The sequence below is a fragment of the Saccharothrix sp. CB00851 genome (assembly GCF_001905065.1).
Lineage (GTDB): Bacteria > Actinomycetota > Actinomycetes > Mycobacteriales > Pseudonocardiaceae > Actinosynnema.
Window position 1 is genome coordinate 14,522 of record NZ_LWLC01000029.1, and the last position, 15,844, is coordinate 30,365.

The window sequence follows — 15,844 nt, forward strand, 5'->3', positions numbered from 1 at the left end:
GGCGCACGCTGGGAGCACGCGAGGAGCCGAGCGCCGAGGAGCGGGCATGACCACGATCACCATGACATCCTCGACCACGCCGTCCGCGACCAGGACGGTGGTGAGGGCGTCCGCCCCCGTCACGACCGCGGCCAGGTTCGTCGGGCACCTCCTGGCCGCCCTGGTCGGGGTCGCCATCCTCGGCCGTGACCTGGAGCACTGAGCGGGCTTTCGTAGACTGGAACCTCCCCAGGCTTCGAGGAGTGCGCGTGACCGTCCAACCGATCCGGCTGTTCGGCGACCCGGTGCTGCGGACGCCCGCCGTCGAGGTCACCGACTTCGACGCGGAGCTGCGCAAGCTGGTCAAGGACCTGTGGGACACCATGAGCGAAGCGGGCGGCGCCGGGCTGGCCGCGCCGCAGCTGGGCGTGGGGCTGCGGGTGTTCACCTACCACTGCGACGGGTTCGCCGGGCACCTGGTCAACCCGACGTTCGACGTGGTCGGCGAGGAGGAGCAGGACGGCCCGGAGGGCTGCCTGTCCATCCCCGGCCTGTCGTGGGACTGCCGCAGGCACAAGCACGTGGTGGCCAAGGGCTGGAACATGCACGGCGAGCCGATCGAGGTCGAGGGCACGGACCTGCTGGCCCGCTGCGTCCAGCACGAGACCGACCACCTGGACGGCGTGCTGTTCCTGGACCGGCTGGATGACCAGACCCGCAAGGAGGCCATGCGGGCGATCCGGCAGCAGTCGTGGTTCGACGGCGGCGTGCCGACGATCAAGCAGTCGCCGCACCCCCTGTTCGGTGTTTGATTGCCGCTGCTCCGCAGACGGCGGCTCGGTCGCCTGAAGTCGGTCGTTCGCGCCTGATTTCCCGACGATCGAAAAGCGTGATCGCCGGGAAATGAGTCGCGAACGACCGACGCGACCTCGCGGGCAGGGTGGCGGGCGAGGGTTGTGGGCGAGCTCGGTGGAAGGCGCTCTTCTAGACTTGCGGTCTGCGGTTGTCGCAGGAGGAGCGAGGAGAGTGCGTGTTCGACCACGGAGCCAGGCCGTCCTGTCCGAGTCCCGACGTGCGTTGCGGAGGGGTCTGACATGCGGTTGGTCTTCGCCGGCACGCCCGAGGTCGCGCTGCCGTCCCTGAGGGCGCTGCTGGACTCCGACCGGCACGAGGTCGTGGCCGTGGTGACCCGCCCGGACGCGCCGAGCGGACGTGGTCGCCGGGTGGAGCGCTCACCGGTCGCGGCCCTGGCCGACGAGCTCGGCATCGAGGTGCTGACCCCGGCCAAGGCGGGCGACCCGGCGTTCCAGGCGCGGTTGGCGGAGCTGGAGCCGGACCTGTGCCCGGTGGTGGCCTACGGCGCGCTGCTGCCCGAGTCGGCCCTGGCGATCCCTCGCCACGGCTGGGTGAACCTGCACTTCTCGGTGCTGCCGGCCTGGCGCGGCGCGGCGCCCGTGCAGGCGTCCGTGCGGCACGGCGACGACATCACCGGCGCGACCACGTTCCGCATCGTCAAGGAGCTGGACGCGGGCCCGGTGTTCGGCGTGGTGACCGAGCGGGTTCGCGAGCGGGACACGGCCGGTGACCTGCTCGGCAGGCTCGCCGAGTCCGGCGCGAAGCTGCTGTTGTCCACTGTGGACGGCATCGCGGACGGCACGCTGCGGCCCGTGGCGCAGCCGGCGGAGGGCGTGAGCTACGCGCCGAAGGTGACCGTGGACGACGCCCGGCTCGACTTCGGCACGCCCGCCGCCGCGATCGACCGGGTGGCCCGCGCGGTGACGCCGGACCCCGGCGCGTGGGCCGAGTTCCGCGGTGAACGGCTCAAGCTCGGTCCGGTGCTCCCGGTCGAGGTCGCGGACGGTGAGGCGCTCGCGCCCGGTGAGATCCGGGTGGAGCGCAAGCGCGTGCTGGTCGGCACGGCCACCGAGCCGGTGGCGCTGGGCGACGTGCAGGCGCAGGGCAAGAAGCGGATGTCGGCGACCGACTGGGCGCGCGGCGCCCGGATCGAGGCGGGGGAACGGATTTCATGACCCAGAGGTCTTCGCGTCCATCCCGCCCGCAGCGCGCGCACCCACCGCGCGGGCGCACCGGCCCGGCCCGGCCGCCGGTGGACGACCCGGCCCGGCAGGCGGCGCTGGACACCCTGCGCGCGGTCCGGCAGCGCGACGCCTACGCGAACCTGGTGCTGCCGGGGATCCTGCGGGACCGCCGGATCACCGGGCGTGACGCGGCCCTGGCGACCGAGCTGACGTACGGGTCGCTGCGCGCCCAGGGGCTGCTGGACGCGGTGCTGGCCGCGTGCACCGACCGGCCGCTGTCCGAAGTGGACGGTGCGGTGCTCGACGCGCTGCGGCTGGGCGCCTACCAGCTGCTGCGCACCCGCATCCCGGCGCACGCGGCGGTCGCGTCGACCGTGGACCTGGTGCGGGCGGACCGGGGATCGGGCGCGGCCGGGTTCGCGAACGCGGTGCTGCGGCGCGTCACCGGGCAGGACGAGGCGGCCTGGGTGGACGAGGTCGCGCCGGACGAGGACACCGACCCGATCGGGTACGTGGCCATGGCCAACGCGCACCCCCGGTGGATCGCGCAGGCGTTCGCCGAGGCCCTGGGCAGCCGTGGGGCGCCGTTGCGCGAGGCGTTGGCCGCGGATGATTCGAGGCCTGCGGTGCACCTGGCCGCCCGGCCCGGCGAGTGCAGCGCGGACGAGTTGGCCGCGATGACCGGCGGCGAGGTGGCGCCGTACTCGCCGTACGGGGTGCACCTGGACGCGGGCGCGGGTGACCCGGGTGACCTCGAACCGGTGCGCCAGCGGTTGGCGGCGGTGCAGGACGAGGGCAGCCAGCTGTGCGCGGTGGCGTTGACCCGGGTGCCGGTCGAAGGGCGGGACGAGCGGTGGCTCGACCTGTGCGCCGGACCCGGCGGGAAGGCGGTGCTGCTCGGCTCGCTGGCGGTGTTGTCGGGCGCGTCGATGGACGCGGTCGAGAAGGCGCCGCACCGGGCGGACCTGATCCGCAAGGCGGCGGGCGACCTGCCGATCACGGTGCACGTGGCCGACGGCCGCGAGTCCGGGCTGGAGGAGGGCGGGTTCGACCGGGTGCTGGTGGACGCGCCGTGCACCGGTTTGGGTGCGTTGCGGCGGCGGCCGGAGGCGCGGTGGCGGCGGCAGCCGTCGGACGTGGCGCCGCTGGCCCGGTTGCAGCGCGAGCTGTTGACGGCGGCGTTGACGCTGGTCCGACCCGGGGGTGTGGTGGCGTACGTGGTGTGCTCGCCGCACCTGTCGGAGACGGTGGGTGTCGTGGCGGACGTCGCGCGCCGGACCGGGGCGGAGTGGTTGGACTCGCGGGAGTTCTTCCCCGGTGTGCCGGACCTGGGTGACGGGCCGCAGGTGCAGTTGTGGCCGCACATGCACGGGACGGACGCGATGTTCTGCGCGATGCTGCGGCGGCCGGTGTGAGCCAGGTCGGATGAGCCAGGTCGGATGAGCCAGGTCGGGTTGGCCGGGCCGGGTGAGCGGGGTCGGCTGAGCCGGCTGGGGTGAGGAGCGGTCGGGTGCTGGTGAGCCGGGGTCCGGTGGGGTTGGTGCGGGTGAGGCTGCGGTGACTGTGCTCGGGTTGGTCGCGTCGGCGGCCGGTGGGGTCGAGCGGTGGTTCGTGGACGAGCTCGCCCGGCCCCTGGCGGCCGAGGGGTGGCGGTTGGCGATCACGTTCACCCCGTCGGCGGCCCGGTGGTTGGAGCCGCAGGTGCCGGCGTTGGCGGAGCTGACCGGGCTGCCGGTCCGGTGGACGTCCCGGTTGCCGGCCGAACCCAAGCCCCACCCTGTGCCGGACGCGTTCGTGTTCGCGCCGGCGACCGCGAACTCGCTGGCCAAGCTGGCGTTGGGGATCGCCGACAACCAGGCGCTCACGGTGCTGTGCGAGGCGTTGGGCCGTCGCACGCCGATGGTCGTGCTGCCGCAGCTGTCCGACGACCAGGCCGCGCACCCGGCGCTCGACGGCCACCTGGCCGTGCTGCGGTCCGCCGGAGTGGTGTTCGTGGCCGATCACCTATCGGTGGTGCGTGAACTGGATCGGGTGGCACCACTCGTCGCATTAGGTGAAAATCGCGGTAACGGAGAAACCCCGCAGAATTGACAGTCAGTCGAGACGCGTAGCAGTCTGGATTGTGTCGAAATTGTACGGCCGGGATCGTGAATGGGCTTCGGTTCTCCGCTTCCTGTCCGCGCCCGGTGGCCTGCTGGCCATCGACGGCCCGCCGTGCTCCGGAAAGACCTCCCTGCTGCGTGAGGCGGTCGCCGCCGCCCGCGACCGCGGCTACTCCGTCGTGCCGGTCACCGGTCGCAGGTTGGCGGCGTCGGCCGACGTGATCGAGGCACTCGATCAGGTGAAAATCGATCGGGTGCCCGTGCTGATCGCGGTCGACCAGGCGCACGAGGACCCGGCGGCGCTGCTGGAGCTGCCGACCCGGGCCGGGCACCCGCTGGTCTCGGTGGTGGTGGCGCTGTGCGGGGAGTCGGCCGGGGCGGACGTCCGGGCGGCGTTGAGCGGTCACGGCGAGGTGCTGCGGCTCGGCCCGCTCGACGACGACGCGGTCGAGCGGATGGTCACGGACCTGGTGGACGCGACACCGCACCCGGACCTGACGACCTTCACTTCGGGCGCCGGCGGTAACCCCCGGTTGGTCGCGGAACTCATCGCGGGGCTGCGCGAGGAAGGACGGCTCGAAGTGGTCGGCGGGGTGGCCCGGCCCCGTGGCGGGTGGCTGCCGCGCCGGGTCGGCGCCGTGGTGCGGCGGCAGGTCGACGCGATGTCGGCCAAGGCGACCCAGGTGGTGCGGGTCGCGGCCGTGATCGGCCGGTCGTTCCTGCTCCAGGACGTGGCCGCGATGATGAACGAGACCACCGGCGCGTTGCTGCTCGCCGTGGACGAGGTGCTCGCCTCCGGGCTGGTGGTGTGCGTGGACGAGCGGCTGGAGTTCGGGTCCGACCTGGTGTGGCGGGCGGTGGTGGACTCGATGCCCGGGTCGGTGCGGCACGCCCTGCGGCACGACGCGGAGGTCCTGCGCACGCGGCCGGTGGCCGTCGGGGCGGCTGCCGGGGCGGCTGTCGGGGTGGATGAGGTCGGGGAGGGTGACGCGGCCAAGGGCGCGGTCGCGGTGAGCGGGGTGCGGTCGTTGGCCGCCAACGGCAGGCTCGGTGCCGCCATCGCGTTGGCCCGGGAGAGCCTGGCGGGCGGGGTGCCCGTCGGTGCGGCGGCGGAGCTGCACGTGGTGCTGGCCGGGATCCTGCTGGCGGACGGCAGGCCGGCCGACGCGGCGTCCGAACTGGAGCACGTGCTCGCGACGCCGGGTGCGCCCGCGCCGTGGCGCCGGTTGGCGCAGGCGGGGCGGTTGTTGTCGCTGTACTTCGCCACCGGGAGCCGGGCGGGCGCGCACGCGTTGTCGGTGTTGACCACCCGTGACCGGGAGCCCGGTGACGCGGACGTGGTGATGGCGGCGACCGTCCACTCGTGCCTGGAGTGGAACGCCGGGCGCCTCGCCGAAGGCATGTACTGGGGCCGTCAGTCGACCCGCTGGGAACTGGACCGGCCCACCTCGTGGTGGCAGTCGCAGTCGGCGGTGTCGTTCGCGTTGAAGCTGTCCGCGCTCGGGGAGTTCGAGCAGGCCGAGCGGTTGGTGCGGGACGGGGTCGCCTGCGACGACGAGGCCGTGACGGCGGGGTCGCCGACGGCGCGGACGATCGCGCGGGCGCGGGTGCTGGTGCAGGCGGGGAAGTTGGCGCAGGCGCTGGCGACGGCGCGGCGCGGGTTGTCGACCGCCCGCGACCGGGGGCTGCGGATCCTGGTGCCGCTGGCGTCGACCGTGCTGGCGACGGTGGCGTTGCACCGGGGTGAGATCGCGGCGGCGGCCGAGCACGTGCGCCGGTACCGGGCGGACCTGGCGGCGGGCGAGGCGGTGTTGCACTCGGGGCAGTACGACTGGGTGGAGTTGTTGTTGACGCACGCCCAGGGTGGGGCGCAGCGGGTCGTGGAGTTGGCGCGGGAGCGGGTGGCCGATCCGGGAGTGGCGCGGCGGATGCTGATCGAGGAGCCGGGGGCGGCCTCGTGGCTGGTGCGGCAGGCGTTGGTGGTGGGGGACGGCGGGTTGGCCGGCGAGGTGGTGGGAGTGGCGGAGACGCTGGCCGCGGACAATCCCGGGTTCGAGGCGGTGTCGGTGGCGGCCGGGCACGCGCGGGCGTTGTTCGAGCGGGACGTGGAGCGGTTGCAGGCGGTGGCGGGGCGGCACCGGCATCCGTGGGCGCGGGCGAACGCGAACGAGGACTTGGCGGGGTTGTTGCGGGAGGCGGGGGAGGCGGGGCGGGCGTCGGCGCACACGACGGTGGCGTCGCGGATCTTCGAGCGGATGGGGGCGGAGGGGGAGTTGGCGCGCTTACGCGGGGTCGGTGGGGGTGGTGCTGTTGGTGCCGGGGAGGTGGAGTGGGGGTTGTTGTCGGGGGCGGAGCGGGATATCGCGCGGTTGGTGGGGGCCGGGTTGACGAACCGGCAGGTGGCGAGGCAGTTGTTCCTGTCGCCGCACACGGTGAACTACCACTTGCGGGGGATTTTCAAGAAGTTGGGGATCAGTTCGAGGGTGGAGTTGGCGCGGTTCGCGCATGAGCAGGAGGCGGCGGGGGTGGCGGAGGGCTCCGCTGTGCTCGGGTCAGGCTCGATGTGACCTGGGTTCGGGTGCCTTGGGCTGGTCGAAGCCAGGTCACATCGAGCCTGGGCGGTCCCGCTGCGGGTCCGATGTGGCGGTGGAGTGGGCCCTGTTTGGCCGGTGGTGGGATGAGTGGTTGTCGGATGAATGGGTGTTAGGCGCCGACGGCGGTGTTGGTCGGTGAGGTGGTGTCGGCGAGGAGGAATCTGACTTCGTCGGCGACGCGGTGGACGTCGGTCGGCGCTACTACGGTGCAGTGGACGCCCCTGGGTGCTACTTCAACAGCTAGGCACTCCGTGTAGGCGATGGCGGCTGCGCGTGACGCTGCGTAGGCGGCGATGCCTGATCTCGGCACGGCGACGGCGTGGGCGGGGACCATGATGATCGTGCCCCTGGTCCGGGCGACCATTCTGGTGGCGACGGCTCGGGAGATGTTGAACACGCCGTCGACGTTGACGGCGAAGCTGTGTGACCAGTCGTCGTCGGTGATCGAGAGGGCTGGGCCGGGGCGCAGTGCGCCGGCCATGGCAACGAGGCCGTCGATCTGGCCGAACTCCCGTTCCACCTGGTCGACGAGGGCGTCCACGGCGGCGCTCGAGGTGACGTCGATCTGCCTGCCCGCGATGCGCAGGCCCTGTGCGTGGAGGCGTTCGACCAGGTCGGCCAGTCTCGCGCCGTCGCTGTCGACGGCGACGACGAGCGCGCCCTGGCCGGCCAGTGACTCGACCACCTCGGCGCCGAGCGGTGAACAGGCCCCGGTGATCAGGGCGATCTTGTGGCGGAATTCGGCATTCATCCCCAGTGCTCCCCAGTTGCTGCCCCCGGTGACGAACGTAATGGCCACCACACCGGCTGGGGAACTACCCGCGTGAGTAGTCGGAAAAGTGTCGGGTGAAATAGGACTCCCGTGCAGGTCCGGGCAATCGGGGAAGCCTAGACTCGGCAGCCGTGGTCCACCAGCCGATGATCGCCCCGAGCATCCTGTCCGCCGATTTCGCCCGACTCGCCGACGAGGCCGCCGCCGTGTCGTCGGCCGACTGGCTGCACGTGGACGTCATGGACGCGCACTTCGTGCCCAACCTGACCATCGGGCTGCCGGTGGTGAAGTCCCTGCGCAAGGCGACCGACCTGCCGCTGGACTGCCACCTGATGATCGAGGACCCGGATCGCTGGGCCATCGGGTACGCGGAGGCCGGCGCCTACAACGTCACGGTGCACGTGGAGGCGGCGGGTGACCCCGTGGCGTTGGCGAAGAACCTGAGGGCGGCGGGGGCGAAGGCCGGGTTGTCGCTGAAGCCGGGGACGCCGTTGGAGCCGTACGTGGACGTGCTGAAGCACTACGACACGTTGCTGGTCATGTCGGTGGAGCCGGGGTTCGGCGGGCAGTCGTTCATGGCCGAGGTGCTGGACAAGGTGCGGGAGGCACGGCGGTTGGTGGACACCGGGCACCTCAGGTTGGTCGTCGAGATCGACGGTGGGATCAACGCGGACACGATCGAGCAGGCGGCGGAGGCCGGGGTCGACTGCTTCGTGGCCGGGTCGGCGGTGTACGACGCGGCGGATCCCGGTGTCGCGCTGGAGCGGCTGCGCGAGCAGGCGGCGCGCGTCCGGTGAACGTGGACGAGGCGATGGCGCTGGCCGTCGCGGCGAGTGCGCGGGTGAGCGGTACGACCAGCCCGAACCCGCCGGTGGGCTGTGTGATCTTGGACGCCGGTGGGCGGGTGGTGGGCGAGGGGGCTACCCGGCCGCCCGGTGGGGCGCACGCCGAGGTGGTGGCGTTGGCGGAAGCCGGTCCGGCGGCCAGGGGTGGCACGGCCGTGGTGACGTTGGAGCCGTGTTCGCACCACGGGCGGACGCCGCCGTGCACCGGGGCGTTGATCGAGGCCGGGGTGGCGCGGGTGGTGTTCGCGGTGGCGGATCCGAATCCGAAGGCGGCCGGTGGGGCCGAGGTGTTGAGGGCGGCCGGGGTCCGGGTCGAGGGCGGGCTGTCGGCGGAGGTCGTGGAGCGGGGGGTGTTGCGGGCGTGGTTGCACTACGCGCGGACCGGGCGACCGCACGTGACCTGGAAGTTCGCGGCCAGCCTGGACGGGCGGGTCGCGGCTGGTGACGGCAGCAGCCGGTGGATCAGCTCGCCGGAGTCGCGGGCGGAGGTGCACGAGTTCCGGGCGCGGGTGGACGCGATCGTGGTGGGCACCGGGACGGTCCGCACCGATGACCCGAGATTGACCGCGCGGACGGCGCGTCCGGGGCAGGATGGGGTCAGGCAGCCGCTGCGGGTCGTCGTCGGGATGAGCGACCTGCCGCCGGGTGCCCGTGTGCTGGACGACGAGGCGGAGACGATGCACCTGCGGACGCACGACCCGGACGTCGTGCTCGGCGCGCTGGCCGCGCGGGGCGTGGTCGACGTGCTGCTGGAGGGCGGGCCTACCCTGGCGGGTGCGTTCACGGCGGCCGGCCGCGTCGACCGGGTGCTCGCCTACCTCGCCCCGAAGTTCCTGGGCGACGGTCCGCAGGCCTTGCGGGACGCGGGGGTGTCGACCGTCACCGACGCTGTGGGGTTGGTCGTGGAGCAGGTCAGTATGTGCGGGCCGGACGTGCGGGTTTCCGCAGTCCCCGCGCGTTGAGGAGGAACGGTGTTCACCGGGATCGTCGAGGAGTTGGGTGAGGTCGTCGCCGTCGCGGACCTGCCGGACGCGGCCCGCGTCACCATCGCGGGCCCGTTGGTGACCAGCGACGCGAAGCACGGCGATTCGATCGCGGTCAACGGCGTGTGCCTCACCGTGGTGGACGTCGTGGACGGCGCGTTCACCGCGGACGTGATGCGCGAGACGCTGACCCGCAGCAGCCTGGCCAAGGTCGCCGAGGGCGACAAGGTCAACCTGGAGCGCGCCGCCGCCGTCGGCCAGCGCCTGGGCGGTCACATCGTGCAGGGCCACGTGGACGGCACCGGTGTGGTGCTGGCGCGGGAGAAGGCCGAGCACTGGGAGATCGTCCACATCGGACTGCCGCCGGGCCTGGCCCGGTACGTGGTGGAGAAGGGCTCGATCACCGTGGACGGCGTGTCGCTGACCGTGGTGGAGGCTTCGGAGAACCAGTTCTCGGTGAGCCTCATCCCGACCACGTTGGAGCTCACCACCCTCGGTCGGCGCGTGCCGGGCGACCACGTCAACCTGGAGGTGGACGTGCTCGCGAAGTACGTCGAGCGGCTCGCCGCACCTCATCTCCAGGGCACCCACCTGCGCGCCGAGGAGGCCCGGTGAACGACTTCGCCGACATCGAGCGGGCCATCGCGGAGATCGCCGCGGGCAGGCCCGTCGTCGTCGTGGACGACGAGGACCGCGAGAACGAGGGCGACCTGATCTTCGCGGCGGAGAAGGCCACGCCGGAGCTGGTGGCGTTCACCATGGCCGAGTGCCGCGGCCTGCTGTGCACGCCGATGGAGCCCGAGGCGCTGGACCGGTTGGGCATCGACCTGATGGTCGGGAACAACACCGAGCGGATGGGTACGGCGTTCACCGTGTCGGTCGACGCCCGTGAAGGCGTCACCACCGGTATTTCCGCCGCCGACCGCGCGCGCACGATCCGGTTGCTGGCCGATCCCGCGACGACCTCCCACGACATCGTGCGCCCCGGGCACGTGTTCCCGCTGCGGGCCAAGGAGGGCGGCGTGCTGCGGCGCGCGGGCCACACCGAGGCGGCGGTCGACCTGGCCCGGATGGCGGGCCTGCGCCCGGCGGGCGCGATCTGCGAGATCGCCAACGCCGACGGCACCATGGCCCGGCGCGACGACCTGGAGCTGTTCGTCCGCAAGCACGACCTGGTGCTGATCACCATCGCCGACCTGATCGCCTACCGGCGGCGGAAGGAGACCCAGGTCGAGCGGGTCGCCGAGGCGCGCATCCCGACCGCGCACGGCACGTTCACCGCGGTCGGCTACGACAGCAAGCTCGACGGCATCGAGCACATCGCGATGGTCTACGGCGACCTGGGCGACGGCGAGGACGTGCTGGTCCGGGTGCACTCGGAGTGCCTGACCGGTGACGTGTTCGGCTCGCTGCGCTGCGACTGCGGCCCGCAGCTGGACGCGGCGCTGGAGGCGGTGGCCGCGCAGGGGCGTGGCGTCGTGCTCTACATGCGCGGGCACGAGGGCCGCGGCATCGGCCTGATGCACAAGCTGCAGGCGTACCAGTTGCAGGACCGCGGCGCCGACACGGTGGACGCGAACCTGGGGCTGGGGCTGCCCGCCGACGCGCGCGACTACGGCACCGGCGCGCAGATCCTGTGCTCGCTGGGCATCAAGTCGATGCGGTTGCTGACCAACAACCCGGCCAAGCGGGTCGGGCTGGAGGGCTACGGCCTCACCGTGCTGGACCGGGTGCCGCTGCCGATCTCGCCCAACCCGGAGAACCTGCGGTACCTGCGCACCAAGCGCGACCGGATGGGGCACGAGCTGCACCAGCTCGAGCAGTACGAGGCGCTGTCGCAGGGCGGCGCGGTGGTGTCCACCACGGAGGGAGCGGAATGAGCGGCGAAGGACGACCGGAGGACGTCGTCCCCGACGCGGCGGGCCTGACGCTGGGCGTCGTGGCCACGCGCTGGCACACCAAGATCACCGACAACCTGGTCGAGCGGGCGCTGGCCGCGGCGGCGAAGGCCGGTGTCGCGTCGCCGACGGTGGTGCGGGTCGCGGGCGCGGTGGAGCTGCCGGTGGTGGCGCAGGAACTGGCCCGCACGCACGACGCCGTGGTGGCGTTGGGCGTGGTGATCCGGGGCGGCACCCCGCACTTCGAGTACGTGTGCGACGCCGTGACCGCCGGGCTGACCAGGGTCGCGCTGGACTCCTCGACGCCGGTCGGCAACGGCGTGCTGACCACCAACGACGAGGACCAGGCGTTGGCCCGCGCCGGGTTCCCGGACTCGGTGGAGGACAAGGGTTTCGAGGCGTGCGTGGCGGCGCTGGAGACGGCGCTCGTGCTGCGCGGGCTGCGAGCGGGCTCGTGAGGACCGCCGTGGCTGCCGAGATGGTCGAGTTCCGGCCGAAGAGGATCCGCGTGGTCGCGTGGGCGAGCGCGGTGTTCCTGGTCGCGGTGTTCACCGTGGTCGGGTTGTTGTTGGGTGACACGCCGACCGGCGTGATCTTCCGGGTGTCCGACCAGGTGGCGATGGTGTGCCTGGGTGTGCTGCTGGCGTGCGGCATGTTGTTGCTGACCCGGCCGCGGGTGCGGGCCGACGCCGAGGGCGTGGAGGTGCGCAACGTGGTGACGGCGCACCGGTTCACCTGGCAGCAGGTGCTGCACGTGTCGTTCCCGGACGGCGCCTCGTGGGCCCGCCTGGAGCTGCCGGACGACGAGTACGTGTCGATCATGGCCGTCCAGGCGGTGGACCGCGACCACGCCGTGGCCGCCGTCCGCGCCCTGCGCGACCTGCACCGCTCCGCCACCCACTAGCGCGCGAGTCCTACGTTCGGAACGCGAGTGTCCTACGTTCGGAACACCCGAGTTGAACACTCGGAACGCGAGTGTCGAACGCTCAGGACCCCTGAGTTCACCGTTCGCGCGTAGCCGGTGAGGGTGTGCGGCGTCAGCGCCGATCGTCGTGGTGCCGTTGGGGGACCGGTGTCCCCCAACGGCACTCTTGTAGGGGTCGGGACCCCTGCCTAGGTTCGGGTGATCTACGAGCTTGGGGGTCCGCACATGCGCAGACGTTCCTTCCTGACCGGTGCCGCGGCCGTGGCGGGCGCCGTGACGCTCGGCTTGAACCCGGCGGCACGGGCACAGCGGCCCGGCGCGTCCGACGTGCCCGACTTGCTCCTCGGCGACTACCCGGTGGTGGGCCGGGTGCGGGCGCGCAAGGCGATGGAGCACCTGCGGGTGCTCAGCGAGCGGATCGGCCAGCGCATCGGCGGCACGGAGTCCGAGCACCGCGCCCGCGACTACCTCGCCTCCGTGCTGCGCGACCTGCGCTACCAGGTGACGCTGCAGCCGTTCACCGTGCCGGACAAGTACCTGTCCACGCTCACCGTCGGCACCGACAAGTGGAACGCGGGCGCGTCCCGCTTCGGCGCCCTCGGCGTCACGGCCACCGGCCCCGTGGTGGACCTGGACAACGGCGCGTCCCTGCCCGCCGACCTCACGGGCAAGGTCGCGCTGCTGGTCAACGTGCCTACCGGCTCCACGGCGGTGCTGGACGCGGCCCGGCTGGGCGCCGCGGCGGTGCTGGTCGGCCGCGTCTCGACGCCGCCCGCGGGCAAGACCAGCGCGTTCTCCCCGACGCTGACCGCGAACGTCGCCGTGCCGGTGCTGGGCATCGCCCAGGTGCACGTGGAGCGGCTGCGGGCGGCCGGCGCCGTCACGGTGACCGTGTCCACCACCCACCTCGCCGGCCTGACCTCGTACAACGTCATCGCCGACCGGCCCGCGACGTTCCCCGGCCGCGACGACGGCGTGGTCATGGTGACCGCGCACTACGACAGCGTGCCCGGCTCGCCCGGCGCGAACGACGACGGCAGCGGCACGGTGCTGACCCTCGAACTGGCCCGCGTGCTGCGCCACCTGCCGACGCACAAGGCGCTGCGGTTCGCGCTGTGGGGTTCGGAGGAGCAGGGCCTGCTCGGCTCCCGCTACTACGTCAACCAGCTGGCCGACGCGGACGCGGCCCGGATCGCGGGCGTGTTCCAGAACGACATGGTCGCCACCAGCCACGGCCCCGCGACCGCGTACTGGCTGCTCTCGGTGGACGGCGGTGACAACGCCACCACCGCCGAGGTCGCCGCCGCGGCCGCCCGCCTCGGCTACGGCGCCCAGGTGCACGGCCCGGTGCCGCGCGGCAGCAGCGACCACGTGCCGTTCCACGAGCGCAAGATCGCCGCGGCGAACTTCAGCTGGCGCGGCGAGGGCGGCCCGCACCAGCTGGAACCGCTCTACCACACGCCCGAGGACACGATCGCGCAGAACGTGAGCCCGGACCGGCTGCAGATCTCGCTGGAGCTGATCGGCGCCGCCGCCTACCGTCTGGCCTGCACACGCGGCTGAACGACGGGACGCCATGACGACGTACGAGGACCTCACGCCCTACGCGTACTCGCCAGAGGTGACCGGGCCGGTGGTCAACGTCGGCTGGCTCGGTCCGGAGTCGCGGTTCGAGGTGGGCGAACCCGAACCCGGCTTCGCCGAGGCCCTGTCGGCGCTGGTCCGGTTCCACCGGGTCCGCGTCACGCGCGGGTGGCACCCGTGCCGGCTGTGCGGGCCGGGTGCCGCGTACCCGGTGTCCGAGCCGGACGGGGACGAAGAGGTCACGTTGGGCAGCGCCGAGATCGACGTCCCGGGCACCGGCGTCGTCTACGCGGCGCCGAACCTGGTCCACCACTACGTCGTGCGGCACCACTACCGGCCGCCGGCGGTGTTCGTCCGGGCGGTGCTCGCACGAGCCGAGGCCAGTGCCGGCGCCTGGGAGGAGACCAAGCGGTCGCTGTCCGTCGGCACGCCCCTGCGCGGCGAGATCCACAGCTACCACGTCACGGGTCTGTGGTTCGACCTGCCCGACCACCCCGACGTGGACGCCTTCGTCCCGAACGACCTGTACGGGCCCGACGGGGTCGGCGAGAACCGCGAGCACGTCGCGTTCCACGTGCCGGTCGACGCGGTGGTCGTGGGGCACTCCGACCGGGAACGCCGGGTCCTCCTGCGGGTCTAACGCGCGTCGCCGGCGGCCCGCAGCAGCCGCTCGGCAGTGGCCCGGAGGTGGTGCTTGAGCTCCTCCGGGCCTTCCACCTCGAAGTCGACGCCGATCATCGCGACCCACAGCCCGACCTCGTCCAGCACCGGTACGCCGACGGTCAGCCTGGTCCGGTCGTCGTCGATCCGCTCCAGGTGCGCCGAGCCTGCCGAGGTGCGGGCCGCGATCACGTCGTGCGGCGCGTGCATGATCAGCCGGACCTCGTGCGGGTACGGCGCGACGGACAGCTGCCGCGACACGTACGACGCCAGGTCGTCGGCCGGTGGCTCGCGCGGGGTGAACCGGGCGCCGAGCGTCGGCTCCTCCTCGATCCGGTCCACCCGGAACGTGCGCCAGTCCGCCTTGTCCACGTCCCACGCCACCAGGTACCACCGCCGCCCGGTGTGGGCCAGGCCCAGCGGCTCGACGTGCCGCTTCGTGCCACCGTCACGTCCCGCGTACCCGAACCGCAGCCGCTGGTGGTCGCGGCACGCGCCGGCGATCGCGGTCAACGTGCCCGCGTCCACCTGCGTGCCGCGCGTCGTCGGCAGCGCCACGGTGTGGGCCTGCAGCGCGTTCACCCGCCGCCGCAGCCGGGACGGCAGCACCTGCTCCAGCTTGGCCAGGGCGCGCACGGACGTCTCCTCGATGCCCACCACGCTGCCGTTGGCCGCCGTCCGCAACCCGACGGCGACCGCCACGGCCTCGTCGTCGTCCAGCAGCAGCGGCGGCAGCTCGGCGCCCGCGCCCAGCTGGTAGCCGCCGGACACGCCCGGCGACGCGTTCACCGGGTAGCCGAGGTTGCGCAGCTTGTCGACGTCGCGCCGCACGGTCCGCACGTCCACGCCGAGCCGCCGCGCGAGGTCCGAACCGGTCCAGTCGCGACGCACCTGCAACAACGACAGCAGCTTGAGCAGACGGGCCGAGGTTTCCAGCATGCGCCGAAGTCTGCCGGCTATCGCGGACGACTCCTGTCCTCTATTCGCGGCGGGCACCGTCCGGCCACACGACCACCACCGGCACGCCCGACGCCCGCGCGGTCTCCACGACGTCCGCCGTGCCGCCGCGCCCGTCCGGCGGCTGCCCGTCCCACACCGCGATGAGCAGCTCCACCGACGCGAGCATCCGCTCGTTCGCCATCACGTAGGCGTGCCGCCCGGACAGCTCGTTCGGCAGCACGCTGACCACGTGCGCCCGCGCGAGCAGCTCGTCGTAGGCGGGCCGCTTCTCCGGTTTCAGCTTCTCCCGGTAGTCCATCGCGGGCAGCACGACCTCGACCCGGCCACCCAGGTCGAGCACCACCCGCGCGAACAGCTGGTCCGCGCCCGGCGCCAGGCAGGTCACCCCGACCAGGGATGACCCGCCCGCCGCCTCGGCCTCCAACGCCGCGCGGATGCCCTCCCGCACGACGTCGACGCATTCGGGCACCAGATTGCTGTGCCCGGTGATCCCCACCCGCATC

General features: G+C 72.9%; 17 protein-coding genes. 14 read left to right on the forward strand and 3 right to left on the reverse strand.

The features are described from left to right. Window positions 1–46 precede the first annotated feature (46 nt). The 6 genes from A6A25_RS44280 to A6A25_RS26600 all read left to right on the forward strand — a co-directional run bounded on the left by A6A25_RS44280 (window position 47) and on the right by A6A25_RS26600 (window position 6,687). Window positions 47–202 (forward strand): hypothetical protein, encoded by a 156-nt coding sequence (locus A6A25_RS44280; protein WP_158073828.1) that lies wholly within the window; start codon window positions 47–49, stop codon window positions 200–202. Window positions 203–248: 46 nt separating this feature from the next. After that, window positions 249–791, forward strand: coding sequence for a peptide deformylase (def, locus tag A6A25_RS26580; RefSeq protein WP_073894583.1), 543 nt, complete (start codon window positions 249–251; stop codon window positions 789–791). A 282-nt stretch (window positions 792–1,073) separates the two neighbouring features. After that, complete coding sequence (gene fmt, locus A6A25_RS26585) at window positions 1,074–2,009, forward strand: methionyl-tRNA formyltransferase (protein WP_073894586.1); 936 nt, start codon at window positions 1,074–1,076, stop codon at window positions 2,007–2,009. Next, the gene (locus A6A25_RS26590; protein ID WP_083668705.1) at window positions 2,006–3,433 is read left to right on the forward strand and encodes an RsmB/NOP family class I SAM-dependent RNA methyltransferase; all 1,428 of its coding nucleotides are present in this window, start codon (window positions 2,006–2,008) and stop codon (window positions 3,431–3,433) included. The genes fmt and A6A25_RS26590 overlap by 4 nt, the downstream gene beginning before the upstream one ends. A 142-nt stretch (window positions 3,434–3,575) precedes the next feature. Beyond that, window positions 3,576–4,109, forward strand: coding sequence for a flavoprotein (locus A6A25_RS26595; protein ID WP_073894591.1), 534 nt, complete (start codon window positions 3,576–3,578; stop codon window positions 4,107–4,109). A gap of 31 nt (window positions 4,110–4,140) precedes the next feature. Then, entirely contained in the window at window positions 4,141–6,687 is a 2,547-nt protein-coding gene (locus A6A25_RS26600; protein WP_143193437.1) for a helix-turn-helix transcriptional regulator, read from the forward strand. 136 nt (window positions 6,688–6,823) lie between these two features. Here A6A25_RS26600 and A6A25_RS26605 read toward each other — a convergent pair whose 3' ends face one another. Next, entirely contained in the window at window positions 6,824–7,513 is a 690-nt protein-coding gene (locus tag A6A25_RS26605; RefSeq protein WP_073894595.1) for an SDR family NAD(P)-dependent oxidoreductase, read from the reverse strand. Between the two features lie 119 nt (window positions 7,514–7,632). Between A6A25_RS26605 and rpe the strand changes: the two genes are divergently transcribed. The 8 genes from rpe to A6A25_RS26645 all read left to right on the forward strand — a co-directional run bounded on the left by rpe (window position 7,633) and on the right by A6A25_RS26645 (window position 14,361). After that, complete coding sequence (rpe, locus tag A6A25_RS26610; RefSeq protein ID WP_073894755.1) at window positions 7,633–8,283, forward strand: ribulose-phosphate 3-epimerase; 651 nt, start codon at window positions 7,633–7,635, stop codon at window positions 8,281–8,283. A gap of 14 nt (window positions 8,284–8,297) precedes the next feature. Beyond that, window positions 8,298–9,293, forward strand: coding sequence for a bifunctional diaminohydroxyphosphoribosylaminopyrimidine deaminase/5-amino-6-(5-phosphoribosylamino)uracil reductase RibD (ribD, locus tag A6A25_RS26615; RefSeq protein ID WP_073894758.1), 996 nt, complete (start codon window positions 8,298–8,300; stop codon window positions 9,291–9,293). Between the two features lie 9 nt (window positions 9,294–9,302). Next, window positions 9,303–9,929, forward strand: a complete 627-nt coding sequence (locus tag A6A25_RS26620; protein ID WP_073894597.1) for a riboflavin synthase — start codon at window positions 9,303–9,305, stop codon at window positions 9,927–9,929. Next, the gene (locus A6A25_RS26625; RefSeq protein WP_073894599.1) at window positions 9,926–11,194 is read left to right on the forward strand and encodes a bifunctional 3,4-dihydroxy-2-butanone-4-phosphate synthase/GTP cyclohydrolase II; all 1,269 of its coding nucleotides are present in this window, start codon (window positions 9,926–9,928) and stop codon (window positions 11,192–11,194) included. The genes A6A25_RS26620 and A6A25_RS26625 overlap by 4 nt, the downstream gene beginning before the upstream one ends. After that, window positions 11,191–11,670: a 6,7-dimethyl-8-ribityllumazine synthase gene (gene ribH, locus A6A25_RS26630; RefSeq protein ID WP_073894601.1), complete on the forward strand. Its 480-nt coding sequence runs from the start codon at window positions 11,191–11,193 to the stop codon at window positions 11,668–11,670. The genes A6A25_RS26625 and ribH overlap by 4 nt, the downstream gene beginning before the upstream one ends. A 20-nt stretch (window positions 11,671–11,690) precedes the next feature. Next, the gene (locus tag A6A25_RS26635) at window positions 11,691–12,116 is read left to right on the forward strand and encodes a PH domain-containing protein (RefSeq protein WP_073894761.1); all 426 of its coding nucleotides are present in this window, start codon (window positions 11,691–11,693) and stop codon (window positions 12,114–12,116) included. A gap of 246 nt (window positions 12,117–12,362) precedes the next feature. Beyond that, window positions 12,363–13,700, forward strand: coding sequence for a M28 family peptidase (locus A6A25_RS26640; protein WP_073894603.1), 1,338 nt, complete (start codon window positions 12,363–12,365; stop codon window positions 13,698–13,700). A 13-nt stretch (window positions 13,701–13,713) separates the two neighbouring features. After that, on the forward strand, window positions 13,714–14,361 hold the full coding sequence (locus tag A6A25_RS26645) for a DUF7919 family protein (RefSeq protein ID WP_073894605.1): 648 nt from the start codon (window positions 13,714–13,716) through the stop codon (window positions 14,359–14,361). Here the strand turns inward: A6A25_RS26645 and A6A25_RS26650 are convergent. Beyond that, window positions 14,358–15,320 carry a helix-turn-helix transcriptional regulator gene (locus A6A25_RS26650; RefSeq protein ID WP_073894607.1) on the reverse strand — a complete coding sequence of 321 codons (963 nt, stop codon included), beginning with the start codon at window positions 15,318–15,320 and terminating at the stop codon, window positions 14,358–14,360. The genes A6A25_RS26645 and A6A25_RS26650 overlap by 4 nt on opposite strands. Before the next feature lie 40 nt (window positions 15,321–15,360). Then, window positions 15,361–15,843 carry a hypothetical protein gene (locus tag A6A25_RS26655; RefSeq protein ID WP_073894764.1) on the reverse strand — a complete coding sequence of 161 codons (483 nt, stop codon included), beginning with the start codon at window positions 15,841–15,843 and terminating at the stop codon, window positions 15,361–15,363. Window position 15,844: the final 1 nt, after the last annotated feature.